Consider the following 20,371-nt stretch of genomic DNA (forward strand, 5'->3'; position numbering starts at 1 on the left):
CTGAACTTGCCGTAAACGGGGTGTTTACTTGCGGTCGGCCGGGAGCGCCAATTCGTCTCTCCCGCTCGACGTGGAGGTGGGCAACAGGTTTCTCCCGTGCCCACTGTCGTCCTTTCCTGGTGGGTCACTTTTAGCAATCGTCCTTACCTACCCAGACGGGACTCGATGTAGGCTCATGGTGATTTCAAAACACCATAAAGACCTGACAATGCCCTCGGTCGCAGATATCTGGGAGAGTATTCTCGGAGTTCCGGCCCGAGCTGATGAATCGTTCTTCGCCCTAGGCGGTACTTCGTTTATGGCCGCACGGGTTCTGGCGAGGGTGAGGCGCGATCTGGGCGTGGAGGTGACCTTGGCAAGGTTCCTCTCCGCGCCATGTCTCGGCGAGTTCGCAGCGCTCGTCGCCGAGTGTCGGGCGGAGTCCGGCACGACGACGGTTGAAGAGGCGACGCCTGAGGCATCCTGGCATCCCGTAAACGCGAACCAGGCCGCCCGCCTCATGCGTGTCCGACGAGCACGGGAGGAGGGGATCACGGGCTGGTGGAGCATGACGCACCTCATCACCGCTGGCTATCGGATCGAAGGCCCTGTTGATCGTGTGCGCCTGACCAGGGCCGTGGAGGCCGTGGTCCGTCGGCACAGCGCCTTTCGGACGGCCTTTTCCTGGGCCGAGGAGAGGCAGCAGGTCGTTGAAGCTGCCGAATTGACGCTCCGGCAGGCGCGGTCTGACGAGGTATCGCAGGCACTAGAGGACCTCTCCGCCCCGCTCCCGTTGGACAAGGGCGTACTGGGCCGATTCCTGCTGATCGAGCATGAGCCGGAGCGGCACGAGTTCTGGCTCGCAGTGGAGCACATCATCGCCGATCGCTCCTCGATTCGTGTGGTTCTCGGTGAGATAGGCGAGTACTACCGGGCAGGCATGCTTGGCGTGGAACCCCTGGTGGACCCCCATCCGCCCACGCAGAATCACGAAGTCGGATACATCGAGGACGCCTTCTGCACCTCTGCTGCCGGCCAGGCGGCGAAGGAGCACTGGAACCGTGTCGTGGGGGGGAAGTCTCCGTGGATGGGGCTCGTCTACGAGGGGTCGCGAGAGCCGGCTGCGGAGGAGCGCCAGCATTCCGTCCGACACCGGTCCGTACTGGACGCCGGTGTGGCGGCTGCGCTCACACAGCGCGCCAACCGCGACGGTCTGGCATGGCTGACCGTGACCGTGGCAGCACTGGCTCGGGCCGTGGCCGAACGCACTGCAGCATCGAGTGTGCCGATCATGGTGCCGGTTGGGAACAGGGATCGACAAGGCCTGGACGGCACGGTGTCGTTCCTCTCGACCATGATGCCGCTGTCCGTGCCGGTCGTGGTCGACCGGCCGAGCCCCGAGACCCTGGCCGCCGTGCGCGAACTGCTGCTTCAGTCGTTGACACACGCTTCCTATCCCGCGCACCGCCTCACCCGGGAGTTCGCTGAGGAGGAGTGGGGCCACACCCAGCGCAGACCGCTGCTGTACCTGGACGTCGATGTCGCGTCCGGCTGCGACCTGGTAATGCACGGCTGCGAGGTCGAGGAGATCCCCGAGGGGGATGGGCCAGTCCTGTGGGGCATCGCCGTCTGGGTGCGGATCAAGGGCCCCACCGTGAGCTTCGAGGTTGCCCACCCCCAGGGATTTCTGCCGGAGGCCGAGAGCGCGCGGCTAGCAGCCGCTCTGATCGAAGCACTGCATGATCTTGCTACTACCGGAGGAGATGAAGATGATCGATAATCTGGCCACTGACGCAAAGTTCGTGGCGACGTGTCAGGAGGAGAAGCTCGACCCAAGGACCGTCGCTGAGGAGGTCATCAATGGAACCGTGATCTTTCTGCGCAGCAATGCGAGCCGCGCGCAGGAGAACTACCGTCCGCTCCTCGTCGGTGCCAACACTCGCCGGAAGATCACCGCCCTCATCGGCCTCGGCCCGCGGGATCGGGACCGGGAGACCATCGTCCAGACAATGAGCGTGATCCTCGCCGCTCGCCCGGACGCGGTCATGGACTTAACCACCAACCCTGAGGGCATCGCACTCCGTCGCGAGTTGAAGGAGGTCGTCGGGGTACCTCTTGGAGCCTGCCTCACCTACGACCTGTTCACGAATCCCCGCAAGAAAATGTCCAAAAGCGAGTTCCTCGAGAAGTTCGAGGCTGGCCTCGAACCTGGCGTGGACTTCACGCTCGTCCACATGGGCATGTCGTGGGACATCATCGAGGCAATGAAGAAGTCCTCGCGGATCATGCCGACGACTTCCCGCGGTGGTGGGCTTGTCTCCCGCTACATGCAGACTCATCACTGCGAGAACCCGCTTGTTGAGTGGCTCGACGAAATAGTCGAGATCTGCCGCCGGTACGAGGTGGTCCTCGACCTCGGCGACATCTTCCGCCCTGGCTGCGCGGCGGACGCCGGCGACGATCTCAAGTGGATGGAAATTCGCCTCCTCGCCGAGCAGCGCAAGCGGATCCTGGCCGGCGGCGTGCAGGTGCTGTGCGAGTCCGGAGGCCACATCCCACTCAACCTCATCTCGCAGCTGATTCCTGCGTACAAGGAAGCCCTGGGTGGCGCTCCGCTGTGGCTCGCGGGACCCATGGTGGTCGACACGGCGGTGACGCTCGACAGCATCGTCAACACCATCGGGGTAGCTGTCGCCGGACAGCACGGCGGCGACATGTTCGCCTCGATCACGCAGAACGAGCACTACGCCATGCCAACCGCGCCCGAGACCGCCGAGGCGGTCCGCAACGTACGGGTCGCGATCTCGGCGATCAGCCTGGCGAACGGATTCGAACCGGAGGTTGTCCGCAACCGCGAGTTGAGCAAGGCACGACGGCTCAACGCGTGGGCCGACCAGGCGGAGCTCTCGCTCTACCCCGATCTGTCCAACCAGGTCTTCATGCAGCACGATCTCCTCAAGGACGGCAAGCCGTGCACCATCTGCGGAATCTACTGCCCGCACGTGGTGGTGAAGAAGGACGAGGAGGTCCAGGCGGACGTGCTGCTCGGTCTCGGCAAGACCAGGTTGGGTGAGCCCAACCAGACTCGATGACAAAGGTCGTTCGGCTGGCCGGGTACTCCACCTCGCTCGGGGAGTCCCCGCGTTGGCTGATGTCCGAGCAGCGTCTCGCCTGGGTCGACATCTACGTGGGAACCGTTTACATTCGCGACCATCCAGCTGGCGTGGTCCGGTCTATCGAGCTCGGTGAGCCTGTCGGCTGTCTCGCAGAGACCGACGTCCCTGGACGCTACCTGTGCGCTGTCCAGTCCGGCCTGGTAGTGGTCGGCCTGGACGGCTACCGGAAGCGGATAGCCGAGTTCTCCGTTCCGGGGCATCGGCTGAACGATGGTGGTTGCGACCCCTCGGGCCGGTTCTGGGTCGGATCCATGTCCCATGGCGGCACAGGCCCGACCGGTGAGCTCTTCCGCCTCTGCTCCGCCGGCAGGCTGGAGCCCGTCGAGGCCGGGCTGACGATCAGCAACGGACTGGCTTGGGACATCGACCGGGCGAGGATGTACCACGTCGACAGCACCACCCAGCGGCTGGACGTATTCGACTGGGATCCCCACAGCGGTACCGCGGCCAACCGGCAGCCGTTCTTTTCTTTCCCCGCTGAGCAGGGCTCCCCCGACGGCATCGCTGTCGACTCCTGTGGCACCGTTTGGGTGGCCTTGTGGGGCGGGGGCTGCGTCATCGCGGTGGGCGCCGACGGTGCACCCGGCCGGCGGATCGAGCTGCCCACCCAGTACGTCACTGCCTGCGCCTTTGGCGGTGAGGACCTCCGCACGATGTTCATCACCACAGCCACCGGCGACTGGCCCGACTTCGCGCTGGCCTCCGACTCCGATGCCGGTGGCGTCTACAGCATCCGGCTTCCGGATCCGGGCGTCCCCGCTACACCTTTTCCATTGAAGCCGCTCAGCAGGGAGTCCGACCTACCATGACCAGCTACGAGACGACCCAGGTCTCGGTCCGCGGCGATCACTGCACGCTCCACTGGTGGCGGCCGGACGAGTCGGTCGTCGACGGACCAATTCTGATGTTCCTACACGGCATCGGGGCGCACACCGGCTTCCACGGCAATGATCTTGCCGAACCGCTCACTGAAGCCGGGTTCACGGTGTTCGCGCCCGACCTTCCGGGTTTCGGCGCCACCCCCACGCTGCCGCTGGAGGGATACGCCACTTCGGTCATAGTGGATTGGCTGACGGGGGTGCTCGATGAAGCTGGTGTCGACAGGGTAATCCCAGTGGGACATTCCTGGGGCGGCTACCTCGCCGTCCAGCTAGCGGCGCATGTTCCCGAACGGGTGCCGGCCATCGCACTTATGGATGGCGGCCATCTTGACCCGCCGACCGTCGACTTCGACAGCGCGATGGCGACGGCGACGGCAATCGACGCCGAATACACCTTCGAGAGTATGGAACGGCTGGTCACCGAGGAGCGGGCCTTCTTCTCACGGTGGTCCGACGCGCTGGACAAGGCGTACAAGGACTCGATGGTCCTCGCGGACGGCCGATTCGTGATGCGCCAGCGCCCCGAGGTGGCGGCCGCGATCAGGGTAGCCATGGGACAAACGCCCGTCACAACCCGCCACGAGCTCATGGGCGAGCGCTCGCAGCGCATGCTCGTGTTCCTGCCGGGCAACCCGGAGCGCTACGCGCGCGACACCGAGCTCGCGGCTCTGACCAACCGAGCACCGGTGGAAGTGGTCTGGATGCCTGACTGCTCCCATTTCCTTCCGCAGGATGCTGGGCCGGCCATCGGTCGGCGCATCGCGTCCTGGGTTCGCGCGGGGGGGAAGTGAGGAAGATGCCGACCGACATGGCGGCCGTGCTGGCCGGGCTGTTCGTCCGCCGACATCCCCGTCCAGGGGTGCATGGCGTCCTGGTCGAGCCTCTGGCGAGGCAGTTCCTCGCAGTGGCGGCGGCGCTGCCACCTGGTTGCCAGGTAAGGGTTGTCGGTGCCTTCGGCCGCGGCGATCCGGCCATCGTCGATGACGCACGGGCCCTCAGCGCACTTGAGGTGCTTCTCGTCCATCCCAACGGGTCGATGCTGCCCGACAGTGCGGTGCACTCGTTCACCGCGCTCGAGGCCGCAAGGACCGACGCCCAGGTAGTCAGCCAGTCCCAAGACGCGGAACTGCGCGAATGTGACCCGCACAGGTTCGGCGAGAGCGTGATCGTCCGCGCGAGGCCGCTGAGCTGCTCTGTCGACATGGGCAGCTATGGGCCCGGGAATGCGGCCTCCGGCCGAATGGAGTTCGGGTCCGCGGCGATCCGGCTGCTGGCCGCATCGGACAGTCTGCCACTCGAATCGTGCGAGGACCCGCTCGCGATCTATCGCGTTATGCGCACCGTGCAGCAGGCCCTCGACTCGTTGCCGGGTAGCCCTTTCGTCGGACTTCCCAGCCTGTCCGAGATGCAAGCGGCCGTTGCGCAGTGGCTCAGCGCTCCGACCCGGCGATCAACGCTGGGCACATGGGAGGCGATCGAGGCGCTGCGCCTCATATACCGGGCACACGGTGGCCGTACAGGATTCCGCAGTGGCGACGCGGTCAGCGGCGGACCGTTCGAATCCGGCGTCGGCGCCGACTACATCGCTCTGCAACAACGACTGGCCCTCCACGTCTTGTCGAGTCTCTGGGAGGCCCCGCCCGGGACCGCATCCCCGAGCGCATTCCCCGAGCGGCTCCTCGATGCGTGGGTCCGCACCGCAGGCGCCTTCTCCGGGATGCGCGCCTCGCACCACCCAGCTGAGTACTTCGGCATGCGTCTCTTCTCCTACTCCGACCAGGTCACGGTCATGAAGCTCTCATCAACTCACAGGAGGATCTGATGAGGCGGCAGTCCGGTATCGAGGAACTCTCGCACTGCCTCCTCGGACGGATCGAACGACCGGACTCCGCGAGTCTGGCCTTCGCTGAATCACTGGCTCGCGGCCTCTACCGGATCGCAGAGCTCGCTCCCCGGGAGTCCGCCGTGGTGCTGGGCGGTTCCTTCGCACGTGGTGAGCCTTACCTCGCGGCCGGCACCGACGCATCGCCCCTGAGCGACGTAGACATCCTGGTGGTCCACTCGGCCACGATCGCCGATCGCCCCTACTCGGAGCTGTCGGCAGCGTTCCGCGCAACCGTGCCGCAGGCGAGCGTCTACTGCCTCCGCAGCGACCAGGCAAGCCATCTGACGACCGCCTTGGGCCGGGAGTACCGGACCAACGGCCTCCTGATCGGACCCATGGACTTCGCCGACGTAGACGCAGTCGTGGACCTGAACCCGCGCGACGCCCTCGAACTGGCAGTGTTCGCGCTCGTGGAATGCCTTGAGACCGGCCTTCTCGAACTGGTGCCCAAGGACGCGCCTCCAGGTCACGTCCAGTACCTCCGGACGCGTGTGGCACTCAACATGGTCAGATCGGTCGTCATGCTCGACGGCGGTTTCGCCCTGCACGACGGCCATCACGGCCGACCCGAGTTCGGCGGAGCGTCGCAGTGGCTGCTCCGGCTTCGGGACAACCGGCTGGATCGCGAGCCCGTGTCGGTGGCCGTTGTCCTGCGCGTGCTGATGCAGGGGCTGGCGGAGCACCGCCGGAGAGGATGGCTGACGACTCATCCCGACGCGATCACCGGCTCCTTGTTCGAGTCGGCCGTCGGGGGACGCTACGTCGGCTACCTCCAGCGCCTTGTGCTCGACCTCTTCGATCAGCTGCGCGTCGGGGCCGAGCAGGCCGACGCATTGCCGGACGAGGAAGTGGCCCGGCTACTCCGGCAGGCATGGCGGTCCGTCTGCGCAGCCCGCCCGGAACTCGCGGGCGCGACCGATAGACCATGGCCGTTCTTCGCCGCCCGCAGCGGGACCTACCGGGACCAACTCCTTCAGATGAAGCTCTGACAGACCAAGGGAACAGTGGAAGATGCTCATGCAGTCATTAACGTGGCCGGCCGACAAAGGTCCTCCGCCAGTGTCGGTGGTGACAGGCGGGACCAGCGGTATCGGCCAGGCTGTCGCCGATCTGCTGGCCGAGGCCGGTCATGAGGTAGTGGTCTGGGGCCGAGGCGGCGAGCGGCTTGCCGGTGTAGCTCGCGGTCGCCCCAACGTCACTAGCGTTGAGGTCAACGTCACTGCGGATGACGCGGTGGGGCAGGCCGTCGAGTTCGTTCTGGCGCGGTTCGCACGGCTGGATCACGTGATCAACTCAGCCGGGCTGTTTCACATCAGCGGTACAGAGATCAGCCCGAGCGACGCCGCGGAGCTGTTCGGCACCAACGTCCTGGCACCAATCTCGGTGATGCGCCACACCCGTGAGGCGCTGATCGAGCACTGCGGCGCCGTGGTGAACGTCTCCAGCACCTTCGCCCGCCTCCCGGCGCCCAGGGAGGCCGCCTACGCGGCGACGAAGGCTGCGGTCGAATCGCTCACCCGAAGTTGGGCATCTGAGCTGGCCGAGCACGGCGTGCGGGTGAACGCTGTGGCCCCCGGCCCGACGGACACTCCGATCCTTGGCAATGCCGGCCTCGACGAGGCGGCGGCCGTAGCCCTGCGGATGTCCTCGTCGAGCCGGATGCCGCTGGGGCGGCTGGGGCGGCCGCAGGAAGTGGCCTGGTGGGCGGCGGCGTTGCTGCGGCCAGAGGCGCAATGGATGACAGGTCAGACGATCACGATAGACGGCGGCTGGGGAGTACTGTAATGGACCAACTGACCGTGGCGACGCTGGCGGACCGGCTCGTGCGGCGGCACCCGGACCGGGACCGGCTCGGAAGTGCGACTGCGTCGCTCGCCGAGTCCCTGGTGGAGCTGGGGCGGCGCTCACCGGCGGGAAGCTGCCTCATCATCGGGGGATCCCTGTCACGCGGGGAGCCGTGCATCCGTGCGTCCGCTGGAGCGTGGACACTGCACAGCGACCTCGACCTGCTCCTGGTCCATGACGACGTGCTTCCGCCTGTGCTACCTGCGACCTTCTCCTCCTTCCTCGAGAACGAGTTGCCCAACGCCGATGTGATGACCCTGTCGTCCGGGCAGTTCGCGGCGCTGGATACTTCTCTGGGCTACGACTTCAAGGAAAACGGCATCGTTCTGTCGGAAGGGAGTGTCCCTGCCTTCGAATCGACTTCCATCACACCCCGCGACGCGCGGGAGATCCTGGCGTACACGATCTTCATCTACCTCTGGGAAGCACTCGGGCTACGCTCGGCACAGGGCGAGGTCAGTGCCGACCTCGACTACAGCTACTGCCGCCTGACCTTGAAGGCCCTCCGGACGGTGGTCATGCTCCACGGCGGCTATGCCTACCACTTCGACGGGGAGCTGCCTGACGACCTGCGTCGGCTGCTTACGTCCGAGCTCGCCGCCCACGATGCGCTCGACAACGTCCCAGTGCTGCCCGCCGAGCGGTTTCTCCCAGTGATGAGTCTGGCACTGGAGGCGCACACTGCCCGTTTCGGCGTGGGGCCAATGGACGCCGTTTCCGGGACCGAATACCAGGGAAGGCCCGGGTCCGACTACGTGACCGTCCACCAGCAGCTGGCCTTCGAGTACATGGGCGCCCTCGTCCGGGAGACGGACGGCGGCGCGGATCAGAGCAAACTCCCGTTCCTGTTGCAGGACGTGTGGCGGCAGGTGATGGCGAGGCATCCGGAGATCAAGGCAGCGGAGACCCCTGCGGCGTACTTCGAGCGCAACAAGCGCTCCATCCAGCAGACACTCTTGATGATGAAGCTCCCCGCCGCCCCGGCAAGCCAACTGTGAGGACAACACCCATGGCCATCTTCTCCGGCGAGTACCTGCGGCTCGGCCCACTGCAGACCCGTATCGAGACACATCGCCGGTACAGCGAGCACACGGATGACGTGGAGGCCGCAGTACTCGCGCAGCTCCGGTTGGGCAGGGCCGAATCATTGCTCGACGTCGGCTGCGGTACCGGTTCCTTCCTGTCCCGGCTGCGAGAGTCCGGACACACAGGCCAGCTGAGCGGGCTGGACTCTTCCCCTGCCGCGACCGAGGTCTGCTTGGCCCTGCCTGACGTGCGGGCTGTGACCGGGGACGCGATCGCGCTGCCCTTTCCAGATGGCGAATTCGACGCCGTCACCGCCCGACACATGCTCTACCACGTCTCCGACGTACCGCGGGCTTTGCAGGAGGCTGGCCGGGTCCTGCGCACCGGGGGCCGGTTCGTGGCCGTCGTCAACCACGCCGACGTGACCCCTCGCATCGCCTCCGTCGTGCGGGAGCAGGCGGCATTGCACGGTCTTGCACCGATGGCTTCGCCCAATGCCGACGTGAACTCCACCGGCCTGCCGGCCCAACTGTCCGACGTCTTCAGCGAGGTGAGCACGGTCGTCCACGACAACCACCTTGTCTTCGACTCCCCTGAACCGGTCATCGCGTTCGGACAGGCACTGATGAACTTCTACGGCGTCGGAGACGACTCTCCACACCGAGAGGCGGTCGCGGCGGGGATCGGCGATGAGGTACGGCGATGGTTCGCGAGCAACTCGATTCCGTGGCGCGATCCGAAGGGCTATGTGGTCTGCACCGGCAGCCGCTGACCCGCCCAGCCGGGCGGCCACCTTGAGCCGTGGCCCGGACTACCCCGGCCTCGGGACTGGTGGGCTCGCATGTTGAGGTGTCGCGTATTCGCCAAGCGGCCGTAAGCTCCGATCACATTCTGTGATGGCGGCGTTAGGTTATCGACATGTCCGCCACCGTAGTGAGTGCCTACGCAGCAGTAGCAGCAGTCATGTTCGGCGTCGTGAACGTCGCGCTTGCTGCCCACCTTGTCCGCCGACAAGAGAGTCACAGGCAGGCGTGGCAGCACCTGCCTGCGGTCATCGAGGCGTTCGGCGACGCCAGTTTTCGCTTCATGAGGGAAGTGTGGGCGATCGACTGGGACGCCTTGCCGCCCAATAGTCGTGGCGATCACGGGATGGACGAGGCGAAGGAAGCCATGTTGCAGTTGAACAAGCTGGAGGTGTTCGCCCACCCGGAGACCATCAGGGCAGCTCGCGACACACTTCACGCTGCCGATGCGATTCGGCTGTACTACTGCAACCGGCTCGAACAAGGGAACAGCGCAGGAGAGAAATGCTGGGACCTCTATGGATCATTCGCCAAGGCGCATCATGCCTTCCTGGTGGCTGCCCGCAGGGAACTTGGGCTCAAGCCGCCGCCGCCGTTCGGCTTCGCTGTGCCTCGTGAAGATCCGAGTCGGCTCGCGGCTCTGCGATCTCGCATTCCGTGGGCTCGGAGAAGCAACGGCCGCTCCGGATCAGGTGCGGGGACGACCCGTACTCCTTGATGGTCGAGTTGCCGGTTGCCGTGAGTGGTCGCCTGGGGCGTATCGGCTCCAGGTTCCTCCGGCTTCGGTGACCAGCCGTGTGGCGGTCTTGTCGTGGTAGCCGAGGGCCTTCGCAATGACGGGGGCTGGGGCCTGGAGGACGAGTTGGCGGATCGCGGAAGTCCTGCCGCGCTGCGGAGGGACACCGATCTCGCGCAGGTGGGCCTGGAGGCTGACCGGGTTCATCGGCTGCCCTGGTTGGCGGCCGGGGAAGAGCCATCGGGAGCTTCTGCTGCTTGCGTAGGCCATGTGCTGGCGGCGAGAGCGGATGTAGTCCCGCATCACTTCGGCGACGGGCTCGGGGAGGGGAGACGGTGGCTCTCCCAGGCGGACGGCGATGGTTGTTCCGTCGTCGGTGACGTCGTCGGTGGTGAGGCGGACGATGCGGCTGACGGGTTGGGCGTAGAGGAGAACGAGCGCGGCAACGACGCGGCTCCGCAGGGGTAGCGAGCCGTCATTGAGGACGCGTCGGAGCATGGCGAGGCGGCGGTGCTGGTGCAGCGGCGTCTGGTCCTGGGGGATGACCTGGGGCGGGAGGGTGAGGCTGGGCATCCGGCCCGTTTTCATGCACCAGCGGAGGAACGTCTGGGCGGGTCGCCGGGTGGCCAGCTTCTCGGTGTGCCAAGTGTCGAGGTCGGCCTGCCGACAGTTCTCGATGCTGCGGTCTCGGTCCGCGAGCCAGGTAAGGAAGATGCCAGCCTGGGTGGTCTCCTGCTTGGCCTGGTGGGTCTGGGAGCGTCCCAGCGGCCCCTTCTCGGCTGTGACCCGCAGTCGGCGCATCTGGTGCCAGGTAGTGAAGCGCTGGAGAAGCAGGTGATGTTCGGGGTTCTCGATGGTGACGAGCCGTTCGGTCAGCCAGCGCTGGTAGAGAAGGATTTGCCGGTCGACGTGTGGCAGGACGCCGCTGTCCATCAGCAGGTCACGCAGGTGGGTAACGGTTCGCCAGGGTGCCTCCTGGTGCAGCCCTTCATGAGTGAGTGGGACGGTGCCGGTGGCCAGGCTGCGCAGGAGACGGACGACGTTGGGGTTGCGGAGCCAGATTAGGCGGCTCTTGGGCCGATCCATCTCCAGCAGGGTCATGACCAGTGGTTGCAGCGAAAGCGCGACGTGGCCGGTGCCGTCGTCGAGGAGGCGGGCGATTGTGTCGGCGAGGGTGCAGCGTTCGCAGAGACGCCCTCCGAGCAAGAGCCCCTCGAAGCCGCAGCGGTCGCAGAAGAAGTCGCGGGTGATGCCCGCGCAGTCGCGGCAGATCGGATTGCCGGCGGTGTCCAGACCGGGTAGTAGCCGGTCGGCTCGGCAGTTGGGGCAGGAGCCGCGGACGCGCATCGCGCAGTCGTAGCAGGTCCGGCAGATCGGGCCGTCCGACCACTGGGCCGACTTTGCCGCCCGGCGGCCGCAGCGTGCGCAGTCCCGGACATGCCACCGCTCGTACTCTTCCGGTGTCATCGCTCAGCCCTCGGGTGTCAGTCGGACCCGCGTGGGTCGGCGCGCGGCAAGGTTGATCGGTGCCTCGTCGCCGGCGGCGCGGCGGGCTGGGAGGTTCTGGGCCGTGGTGGCGATCAGGTCGGTGGGCGTGCAGTCGAGGATGTCGCAGAGGGTGGCCAGCACTGGCAGGGACAGCCGTTCAGGGGTGCCGGAGACCAGGCGGTGGACCTGGGAGGAGGACAGTGTGATGCCGCGTTCGGTCAGGTGCGGCATGAGCTCGGCGACGGTGAACATGCCGCGGGCGGCCATCAGCTCGCGCAGGCGCCACCGGTAGCTGATCTGGCGAGGCATCACGAGGTCCTTCCCGGCCGGAGAGCGGCCTCGATGGTGGTGTCCAGGACGCGCCGCAGGGAGCGGGTGCGGAAGTCGGAGGAGACGCAGGTGTAGATCGCGGTGGTGGAGGCGTGGTCGTGGCCGACCTGTTGCTGGACGAACAGCGGGTCGTGGCCGTCCTCGATCAGGTGGGTGATGTAGGACCTGCGCAGCGAGTGGAACTCCAGCGCGGGGTCCAGGCCGGCGGCGTCCCGGTAGGCGGCGAAGCGGGAGTCCAGCCGCTGGACCCCGACCCGCGGGCCTCGCTCGGACGGCCAGAGGGCCCTGCTGGTCGAGTGCCTCATGCCGGGCCGGACCTCGTGGATCCACTCCTCGATCGTGCCGGGTGTCCAGTGCCAGACGGTCAGCACGCTGCGGCGCTTGGGCGGTGAGCCCTTCTTGGCCTTGCCGTGGCGGACCAGCAGGGTGCCGTACTCGCCGAACTCCCGGCCCTCCGGGTTGCGGCCGAAGTCGGTGAGATCCAGCATCCGGGTCTCGTTGCGTCGCAGGCCGTAGGCGTACGTAACCTTGAACAAGGCGGCGTCGCGGAAGGCTGGCAACCAGCCCTTGCGGCCCTTGCCGCGAACGCGCAGCACCTCCTCGTCGGCGTGGTCGAAGAACGCCTCCAGCTCGGGCCGGGTGAAGGCCCGTCGTTCCGGCTCGCCCTCGGCCTCATCGGCGTGCGTCGCAGCGTTCCAGTCGTAGACCACCTGGACCGGGTGGGTACCGAAGTGCCCCAGGCACTCGTCTGCCCAGCCGTAGGCCGGGTTGGTCAGGAAGTCGCAGAACTGGCGCACGGAACCTTGGTAGTTGCGCAGGGTGGAGCGGACGCAACCGTGCACGGCCCGCAGATCGGCCGACCACTCGTCGACGTGCTGCGGCGTCCACTGCCACGGCATTGCATCGGCATGCCGGGTGAAGGCCCGGACCGTGCGTTCCTGGTCACCGACGTACCCCGGCGACAGGTTCCGGGCGAGCTGCTGGTTGCGCCAGCCCTTGATCATCGCCTCGAAGACCTGCTCGTCTGGCCGCAGCAACGGCAGACCGTCCACCAAGTGCAGCCGAGCAGACCCCGGAACGAGGCCGTCTCCACCCATGCGCCACCACTCTCCGTCTATCGCATCTGACGCGAGAATTTCGCATCAGATGCGACCCGGGGGCGTCTTCGCAGTTCAATCGCTCGATGGAGTGAGACTCACAGATGTCCGCCGAGGAGACCGCTACCGTGGTTCCGAGGTCAGCGTCCCTGGTGAGACCACTTCCATGCGGTCCGGGGCCAATCTCCAGGACGGGTGTCGCCTATTCGCATCCGATGCAATTGACGTCGGTAGGAACATCGGTACAGCGGTTGGCGCTGAGATTGATCATGGTCGGCTAGCACACCGGCTGGAGAGATCTCCGACCTCGTCACCCGCGATCAGCTCTGCGTCTCCTCGCGGCGTCCAATAGCGGCCGCATCGGGTACGACGAGCAGCTTGCCGATGGTACGCCGAGCCTCTAGATCGCTGTGGGCCTGGGCGGCCTCGGACAATGCGTAGCGGCCCGTTACGGTGACCTCAAGCGCCTTGGAGCGCACCCACTCGAACACATCGGCGGCCCGTCGGAGCAGTTCGGACCGATCGGCGATGAAGTCCCCGAGGCTGGGCCGGATCAGGGTCAGCGAACCGCCGTGGGCGAGCCGAATCGGATCAAACGGCGGCACGGCACCACTTGCCGCGCCGAAGAGCACGAGATGGCCGCGGGTTCGCAGGCTGGCGAGGCTCGCATCGAAGGTGTGCGCGCCGACGCCGTCGAAAACAACCGGCAGTCCCTGACCGCCGTTGAGCCGCCTCACCTCGGCTGCGAGATCGTCGACTGCGGAGGAAAGGATCACCTCAGCGGCCCCGGCACGCTTCGCCAGCTCGGCCTTCGCCGTGGTCGACGTCGTGCCGATCACCCTGCCGCCGAGATGGGTGATGAGCTGGGTCAAAAGCAGCCCCATGCCACCAGCAGCCGCATGCACGAGCACCGTGTCGCCCCCCTGAACCGGGTAGGCGTCCTTGACGAGATAGTGCGCGGTCATGCCTTGGAGGAGCACGGCGGCGGCTGTCTCGAAGCCGATATCGTCGGGCAGCGGCACCAGCCGGGAGGAGTCCACGACGGCCCGCTCGGCATACGTGCCGGGAATCTCCACCCAACCGACCCGGTCCCCGACTGCGACGTCAGCGACGCCGGGTCCAACTTCGACGACCGTGCCGGCACCCTCAGCGCCCGGGGTGAAGGGCAGCGGGAGGCTGTACCGGCCCTCGCGGTGGTAGACGTCGAGGAAGTTGACCCCGGATGCGGCGACCTCCACGACCGCCTCGCCCGGACCCGGCCGCGGCTGGCCCACCTCGGCCTCCTGCAGCACCTCGGGACCGCCCACTTCGTACACCTGAATCGCTCTCATGACCCTCCAATTAACGGCTCATCAACCACCAACCCCGTTGATGGCGATCCGATTCCCGGCAAGCAGACCAGCCCGCCGCCCCCGCCGAGAGCTGAGACGCCTGCTGTGCACCCGGGTCTGGGATGCGCGTCACCGCCGTCCCCTGCCAGCCGCTCGACGGCGGCCACGGCCTCCCCGCGATCCCCGCCCAGCGCAAGGCCCGCCGCGAGTACGAGAACCGGGTCAGCACGCTCACACCCGGACAATGATCACCGGCTTAGCGCTAACGACTTGGGGAGCGATAGGAGTGGTGTGTGGGCCCGGGTCCTGGAGGTCGGCTACACCGCGGGGGCGTCGGAGGTAGACCGGCCCGGACTCTCCAGCAAGGCGGACAGGTATTCGGGGCGCTCTTCGACCACGAGGTGCCCAGCTTCAGGGACCACACCCAGCTCGGCGCCGAGTGTGCCGCGCACTGCCGGGCGGAGCCGCCGCGGAGGGAGGAAGACGTCGTGCTCTCCGGTGACGACGAGACGGGGAATTGACCGCGCGGGCAGGATGGCAGCGCCGGGTGCCCCGCTGGAGCGCGCGTGCTGGGCGACCAGCGTCATCCAGTCCACCAATTCCTCGCGGGGTGGGTGGCCAGGCGCGAGCATGGCGCGCAGGAGCCGGGCGCTGTGCGTCGGTGCGGGCCGCAGGAACCAGGCGGCCGAGGCGACCAGCACAGTGGGGGTCAACCTCAGCCTGGTCAGTCCACCGGGCGAAACCAGGACGAGCCGGTCGATCCGGGGAGAGTCGCTGGACAGAGCAATGGCGGCGCCGAAAGAGTGGCCCATCACCGCTACCGGCTCGGAGGAGATCTTCTCGATCACCTCGCTCAGCCACGCCCCATACCAGGCCAACTGGCCGCCGGACAGACCGCGTTCGCCGGAACTGAGACCGGGCTGGCCCGGGACGTCCACCAGCAGGACCCGGTAGCCGGTGGCGACCAGGGCCGTGGCCAGCGGCAGGGACGCGGCGGCGTTGAAGTTGGTGCCCGGGACGAACACGACCGTTGCCGCGCCGGAGCCGGCGAGGACCACGTGGGTCTGTGCGCCCTTGGCGGTCACCGTCTTGTGTTTATGAGGCACCGGCCATGCGGCGAGCCGGTCGAGGCACCAGCGTCGGATGAGCTCTTCGCCCGTCGCACTGCGGTAGATCGAGTCCACTGGTCGAGTATCGCGCCTCGTCCCAGGCCGTGACGTGAGAAGGACCGCACGGGTTGGGTGAGTTGTGACGCCTACCTGGCCCGTGCGGCCTGTTCCTATCCTGCCCTGTCCGGCATCTCTCGTGCACACTTCGGCGAGTTGCTCGAAGAGCTCGCCCCGAAGTGGCAAGCCAGCCGTGAGTCGGCCCTGCGCGAGCGACGCGGCGGCGGGCGGCCGGAGCTGGCCCCAAGCAGCGTCTGGTGTTCACCGACCGTCTCCTGGCCACGCTGGTCCACCTGCGACTGGGCATGCCGCACGCGGCACTGGCCCAGCTGTACGGGGTGGACCGCTCCACCGTCTCCGGGGCGATCCGCGAAGTCCGTCGGCTGCTGGCCGCTCGCGGATTCGCCGTCCCCGACCATCCAGGACTGCGGCTGCACACGCTGGAGGACCTGTTCGCCTACGCCGACGCCGAGGGCGTGGATGTCCGGATCGATGGCACTGAGGTGCAGGTCCGCCGCCCGCGCGCGGGGCGCCCCGGCCGCAAGGCGTTCGTGTCCGGCAAGAAGAAGCAGAACACCATCAAGACCACCACCTTCAGCGACGGCCAGGGCCGCACGCTGTTCAGCGGCATCGTGCGGCCGGGCCGGATGCACGACCAGACCGCCACCCGCACCGAGGGCATCGCCGAGCAGTTCCGCCAGTACCCGGATGTGAAAGCCGAGGTCGACGAGGGCTACCGCGGCCTGGCCAACGAGTTCCCCGACCAGGTCAGCGCCCCGCCGAAGAAGCCGAAGGATGACGCCCCGCTGGGCGAGCAGTACGCCTGGCGCGAGCAGCGTCGCCGCCAGTCCTCGGCACGGATCCGCGTCGAGCACGCCAACGCCGAACTCAAGCAGTGGCGGCCCTTGCAGCGGTTCACCAGCCGCCGTGAGACCTACGCCGAGATCCATCTCGCGATCGCCGGACTGGTCTCGGACCGCTCCGCCCGCAGGACCACCCGCCGCAAGACCAGCACCGAACCGGCGCTCGCCCAGTAGACCGCCTACTGATCAACCACCAGCCGAACCGCCAGGCGAGCATGCCCCGACCTCAATCGCTCCCAAGGTCGTAAGACGACGGCAGCCTCGTGCTGATCACCGACTCCGATGCGGTTCGCGTGGAACGCCAGCTGCGGACAGGCGAGTTACCCTGCCCGGCTTCATGCAGGCGTAGACGGCGCTCGCGTGCGGCGGGACCTCGTAGGCGTGCGCCACCTGCCCGGCCGTCGTCAATCCGGCCAGGCCGCCCATGGCCATGCCGGTGTGGGTGATCACCGCCGGCGCGACGGCGGCGTAGGCGGCCGCCCCGCGATACCCAGCACCGTCGAGCGCCACGGCGCACACCCGCTCGCCGCGCCGCTGAACATGCTGACCATCCACACACGGCGACTCCGTGCCCGGCCAGCACGCCACCCCCACCACGACCGCTTCGCCCTGCGCCCCCCCCCCGCTTGACCGTTGGGGTCCCATGGCAACGGCGTTGCCGCTGGGGGCTCTTCATGCTCGATTTGCCAAGTGTGAACCTAGAAAGTAGTTTCCATTTAGAAAGTTACTTTGTGTATGGGAGTGAGTGGATGGACGAGTACCGGATGGGCATGGACGTTGTGGCTCGTCAGCGCCAGGTCGCGGCTGCGCGGGTTCGACTGGGCTGGTGGTTTCCAGTGTTGAGCGCGACGTCCTGGGCGGTCGCGGTCGGTAGCGAGTTCCCCGCGGCCAGCTATCGACGCTTAGGGATTCCGGACCTGCCGTACGGCCAGGTCGGCGGTCTGGTGTTCTTGGCGTTGATCGTGCTGTTCTCTGTACGGTGTGGGATGAATCGGTGGGATGTGTCGCCCTTCACGGTGTATCCGTCGTTGCGTCGACGCTTCCCTGCGTTCGTCCTGGCGTGCCTGGGCAGTATGGCGGTGGTGTTCGGGCTGGGCTGGCTGAGCGAATCGTCGAGCAGCGCCGCATGGGCGTCCGTCGTGGTCGCAGTGATCGCGGGAGGCGTGATCGCCTTCCTACTGACCTGGATGGCTGCGGGTATCCGAGGCGACATCCTGACAGGGAGTCAGCAGCGGTGACCGACACGCCCGAGGGGTTGGACCCTGTGATCCATGCGCTGCCGAAGCTGTCGATCTGCGCGCTGCTGGCCGCGGGCCCGCAGTGGGTAGAGTTCCGCACGGTTCGGGAGGCGACCGGGCTGAGCGACTCGATGGTGTCTAAGCACAGCCGCGCCTTGGAGGACACGGGTTACATCGAGGTGCGCAAGGGCGGGGCCGGGCGGCGCCCGCGCACCTGGTTCCGCATGACGCCGCTGGGCCAGGCCCGCTACAGCCGACACGTCGCGGCACTGCAGCGGCTACTCCAGCGTGAACCTGAGCAGGACGTCACCCCTGACGCCTGACACTCGCGTACGTGAACGTAGCGATCGTGCGGGAATCGTGACTGCGTCCCAACCTTGCCGGATACTGCCGGGCACCTCGAATTCTTGAGGTGCCCGGCAACGTCCGATCGAACAGCTACATGCCCAGGCAGGTGAGGACGCTGTTGCTGTAGTACAAGGTAATGGCCGACGCGCACACAGGCCCTGTGAGCGCGCAGGGCACCGCGAGGGCCTTGATAATCCAGCCGGGGATGTCGTCGTCACCCGTGCACTTCTTGAAGTCGTCCCAGAAACCTGCCTGTTGGACGTGACCACGCGAGGTGACACCCGCCTGCAAGATGTGACCGCCCTGGATTGCCTGGGGCACAGGGCCGGTCGCTGGGGCCGACGAACCGTCACTCGAGGCGCTCACGTGTTGCGTGAGGACGCCGTCCTTCCAGGCCGTCCACACCCCAGAATTCGCTCCTGTGGGCTGGAACTGCGACTCGGCGCTGTGTAGCGTACCGTCCTTGCCGACCTGCACAGTCAGGCCGCTCGCGGCATGCAGTCCCGCACCTTCGATGGGGATCGCCAGAGTCGTACCATCCGGCCCGACGGCTGCGCGGGCGCGCCCGATCGCCAACTGTGCACCGTCGGGCAAGTGCGTTACCAGCTGACCTGAAGCTATCTGCTTCTTCGCCTGCGCCACAGCCTCGGCCTTGATACTCGCGGGGGCCGCTGAGTGGTCCTTGCGGAACTGCTGTAACGCCTCCTTGAAGTTCTGCGCTGCCTTGTCATTCGAGGTCGCCTGGACCATCGCAGTCGACTGCCCCGCGACTACGGTGGTGCCCGTCGGAGCGCTCATGCCGGCCCCACTTCCGACGGTAAGCACCATGGCCATCGCCACCCCCGCAGCTACCGTCGAGAACCCCGAGGCGACCACTGCAGCGACCGTCGGAACATTCCACTTTGTTTCACTCACTGGCTCTTCCCCACAACTGCCTATTTCCGCATGGCTACTTGCGATCGACCGCCTGCAGAGCGAACCGATCACTTCGGTCAATCCGAGGTGTCATTGGGAAGATGGCGACGCGCCCCCAGACCCGGAACCTGAACGGCCCCATTGCCTCATCCCCGACCCTCGGGCCGCTCGACATGATCATGCTGAGCGACGGGGAGCGACGTTAGCCCTCATTTCCGATAGATCCAAACAACCTATCGCCCATTTATAGACATATCCGACTCAGGCGTCGAAGGGCTGCCAAATACGTCGCACATTCCAGCCAACATCGCTTCAAATCGCCATCGTAAAGAGGACCCGGACGCCTCCGGGCCGCCCTCGGCGGTGGTCGTACCGGAAGAACTTCACCTTGAGTAGCAGACGTACAACAGCCACGGTCCGTTGACCGGCTGCAGGGCAGGCAGGCAGGGCGCGGCGCAGCGCGAGGGCGGCCAGCGCCGCCGAGACCGGACGCCGGGAGCACGCGGGTCGGGAGCGCGTCGGGGCTGCGCGCGGCGGTCGCGGCGCCGGCGAGGTAGAACGCGCCGAGCTCCGTCCGGGCCGGGCGGCGAGGCCTCGGGGAGTCGGCGGTCCAGGTGACCGGGGCGGCCGACACGAGGCGGTGTTCCACGGTGGTCCCGCTGCGGCCAGCCCTTGCGCCTGCGGGCCTTGGCCATCACTTTCCCGAGCGTCAGTTTGCTTCCCGCCACTGGGCAAGCCCCCGAGGTCCTTTGTCCCCATCGCGTGAGCAAGCCACCGTACTGCCACGAGAACGGCGGCTGTAGGGGGCATCACGCCGACGCTGGGGCGGGCGACGCCTCGCAGGCCGTGCTGCACCAGAAGCGGGCTCGGTCCTGCTGGACCACGCACCGCGCCACGCGGTCCCAAACGAAGAGAAAAGGGCCTCTTCCTCCTCCTGAGGAAGAGGTGTCAGCGGCGGGAACCGCATACCCACACACGCTGACCTGCACAGATGCGCCTGAGTTCCAAAACGACCTGGTACGCAGGGTGGTACGCACGGTGGAACGTACGGTGGAACCCACCGTGGAACGCACGGTGGTACCTACGGTGGTACTGGTCCACTCCGAGCGGCACCGGCCATTCCGACAGGCCGGCTAGCAGCAGCCGCACGGAGCAGCAGAAACCGCCACCCTCCAACTGTGCAGTCACCGCTCGCCCCTGGCGTGGTCGATCGCCTACCCCGCAGGGTCGCGCCGGGAGTGAAGTGAAGCGCCGGGCAGCGCGT

At 67.0% G+C, this 20,371-nt stretch carries 21 protein-coding genes; 14 read left to right on the forward strand and 7 right to left on the reverse strand.

The features are described from left to right. The first annotated feature begins 208 nt into the window (after positions 1-208). The 10 genes from ACO0M4_RS28840 (at position 209) to ACO0M4_RS28885 (ending at position 10,313) form a co-directional block, all read left to right on the forward strand. Entirely contained in the window at positions 209-1,759 is a 1,551-nt protein-coding gene (locus tag ACO0M4_RS28840) for a condensation domain-containing protein (protein WP_430374016.1), read from the forward strand. After that, the gene (locus ACO0M4_RS28845; RefSeq protein WP_430374017.1) at positions 1,743-3,071 is read left to right on the forward strand and encodes a phosphomethylpyrimidine synthase ThiC; all 1,329 of its coding nucleotides are present in this window, start codon (positions 1,743-1,745) and stop codon (positions 3,069-3,071) included. Before ACO0M4_RS28840 ends, ACO0M4_RS28845 begins: the two co-directional genes overlap by 17 nt. Continuing rightward, complete coding sequence (locus tag ACO0M4_RS28850; protein WP_430374018.1) at positions 3,068-3,964, forward strand: SMP-30/gluconolactonase/LRE family protein; 897 nt, start codon at positions 3,068-3,070, stop codon at positions 3,962-3,964. The genes ACO0M4_RS28845 and ACO0M4_RS28850 overlap by 4 nt, the downstream gene beginning before the upstream one ends. Next, positions 3,961-4,827: an alpha/beta fold hydrolase gene (locus ACO0M4_RS28855; protein WP_430374019.1), complete on the forward strand. Its 867-nt coding sequence runs from the start codon at positions 3,961-3,963 to the stop codon at positions 4,825-4,827. The genes ACO0M4_RS28850 and ACO0M4_RS28855 overlap by 4 nt, the downstream gene beginning before the upstream one ends. A gap of 5 nt (positions 4,828-4,832) precedes the next feature. Further along, entirely contained in the window at positions 4,833-5,858 is a 1,026-nt protein-coding gene (locus ACO0M4_RS28860) for a hypothetical protein (RefSeq protein WP_430374020.1), read from the forward strand. Then, positions 5,858-6,910, forward strand: coding sequence for a nucleotidyltransferase domain-containing protein (locus ACO0M4_RS28865; RefSeq protein ID WP_430374021.1), 1,053 nt, complete (start codon positions 5,858-5,860; stop codon positions 6,908-6,910). Before ACO0M4_RS28860 ends, ACO0M4_RS28865 begins: the two co-directional genes overlap by 1 nt. 70 nt (positions 6,911-6,980) lie before the next feature. Next, positions 6,981-7,706 (forward strand): SDR family NAD(P)-dependent oxidoreductase, encoded by a 726-nt coding sequence (locus ACO0M4_RS28870; protein ID WP_430374022.1) that lies wholly within the window; start codon positions 6,981-6,983, stop codon positions 7,704-7,706. After that, a complete protein-coding gene (locus ACO0M4_RS28875; RefSeq protein WP_430374023.1) occupies positions 7,706-8,764 on the forward strand; it encodes a hypothetical protein in 1,059 nt (352 codons plus the stop codon). Before ACO0M4_RS28870 ends, ACO0M4_RS28875 begins: the two co-directional genes overlap by 1 nt. Before the next feature lie 11 nt (positions 8,765-8,775). Continuing rightward, the gene (locus ACO0M4_RS28880; RefSeq protein WP_430374024.1) at positions 8,776-9,564 is read left to right on the forward strand and encodes a class I SAM-dependent methyltransferase; all 789 of its coding nucleotides are present in this window, start codon (positions 8,776-8,778) and stop codon (positions 9,562-9,564) included. A gap of 146 nt (positions 9,565-9,710) precedes the next feature. After that, entirely contained in the window at positions 9,711-10,313 is a 603-nt protein-coding gene (locus ACO0M4_RS28885) for a hypothetical protein (protein WP_430374025.1), read from the forward strand. Here the strand turns inward: ACO0M4_RS28885 and ACO0M4_RS28890 are convergent. The 4 genes from ACO0M4_RS28890 to ACO0M4_RS28905 form a co-directional block, all read right to left on the reverse strand. Then, positions 10,284-11,798, reverse strand: coding sequence for a hypothetical protein (locus tag ACO0M4_RS28890; RefSeq protein WP_430374026.1), 1,515 nt, complete (start codon positions 11,796-11,798; stop codon positions 10,284-10,286). The two genes, ACO0M4_RS28885 and ACO0M4_RS28890, sit on opposite strands and share 30 nt — an antisense overlap. A 3-nt stretch (positions 11,799-11,801) precedes the next feature. Continuing rightward, positions 11,802-12,128, reverse strand: coding sequence for a helix-turn-helix domain-containing protein (locus tag ACO0M4_RS28895; RefSeq protein WP_430374027.1), 327 nt, complete (start codon positions 12,126-12,128; stop codon positions 11,802-11,804). Further along, complete coding sequence (locus ACO0M4_RS28900; protein ID WP_430374028.1) at positions 12,128-13,246, reverse strand: tyrosine-type recombinase/integrase; 1,119 nt, start codon at positions 13,244-13,246, stop codon at positions 12,128-12,130. The genes ACO0M4_RS28895 and ACO0M4_RS28900 overlap by 1 nt, the downstream gene beginning before the upstream one ends. A gap of 320 nt (positions 13,247-13,566) precedes the next feature. Further along, positions 13,567-14,577, reverse strand: a complete 1,011-nt coding sequence (locus ACO0M4_RS28905; protein ID WP_430374029.1) for a quinone oxidoreductase family protein — start codon at positions 14,575-14,577, stop codon at positions 13,567-13,569. 122 nt (positions 14,578-14,699) lie between these two features. On the opposite strand from ACO0M4_RS28905, the gene ACO0M4_RS28910 reads away from it, so the two are divergent. After that, positions 14,700-14,825 (forward strand): hypothetical protein, encoded by a 126-nt coding sequence (locus ACO0M4_RS28910; protein WP_430374030.1) that lies wholly within the window; start codon positions 14,700-14,702, stop codon positions 14,823-14,825. Between the two features lie 69 nt (positions 14,826-14,894). On the opposite strand, the gene ACO0M4_RS28915 is transcribed toward ACO0M4_RS28910, so the two are convergent. After that, positions 14,895-15,761: an alpha/beta fold hydrolase gene (locus tag ACO0M4_RS28915; protein ID WP_430369035.1), complete on the reverse strand. Its 867-nt coding sequence runs from the start codon at positions 15,759-15,761 to the stop codon at positions 14,895-14,897. 239 nt (positions 15,762-16,000) lie between these two features. On the opposite strand from ACO0M4_RS28915, the gene ACO0M4_RS28920 reads away from it, so the two are divergent. Beyond that, complete coding sequence (locus ACO0M4_RS28920; RefSeq protein ID WP_430374031.1) at positions 16,001-16,780, forward strand: transposase family protein; 780 nt, start codon at positions 16,001-16,003, stop codon at positions 16,778-16,780. A gap of 96 nt (positions 16,781-16,876) precedes the next feature. On the opposite strand, the gene ACO0M4_RS28925 is transcribed toward ACO0M4_RS28920, so the two are convergent. Then, entirely contained in the window at positions 16,877-17,161 is a 285-nt protein-coding gene (locus ACO0M4_RS28925; RefSeq protein ID WP_430374032.1) for a hypothetical protein, read from the reverse strand. Between the two features lie 194 nt (positions 17,162-17,355). On the opposite strand from ACO0M4_RS28925, the gene ACO0M4_RS28930 reads away from it, so the two are divergent. Together ACO0M4_RS28930 and ACO0M4_RS28935 are read left to right on the forward strand one after the other, a co-directional pair. Beyond that, on the forward strand, positions 17,356-17,844 hold the full coding sequence (locus tag ACO0M4_RS28930) for a hypothetical protein (protein ID WP_430374033.1): 489 nt from the start codon (positions 17,356-17,358) through the stop codon (positions 17,842-17,844). Then, positions 17,841-18,167: a winged helix-turn-helix domain-containing protein gene (locus ACO0M4_RS28935; protein WP_430374034.1), complete on the forward strand. Its 327-nt coding sequence runs from the start codon at positions 17,841-17,843 to the stop codon at positions 18,165-18,167. Before ACO0M4_RS28930 ends, ACO0M4_RS28935 begins: the two co-directional genes overlap by 4 nt. A 115-nt stretch (positions 18,168-18,282) precedes the next feature. Here ACO0M4_RS28935 and ACO0M4_RS28940 read toward each other — a convergent pair whose 3' ends face one another. After that, positions 18,283-18,990: a hypothetical protein gene (locus ACO0M4_RS28940; RefSeq protein WP_430374035.1), complete on the reverse strand. Its 708-nt coding sequence runs from the start codon at positions 18,988-18,990 to the stop codon at positions 18,283-18,285. Positions 18,991-20,371 lie beyond the last annotated feature (1,381 nt).

It is taken from the genome of Streptomyces sp. RGM 3693, assembly GCF_050471125.1.
GTDB lineage: Bacteria > Actinomycetota > Actinomycetes > Streptomycetales > Streptomycetaceae > Streptomyces.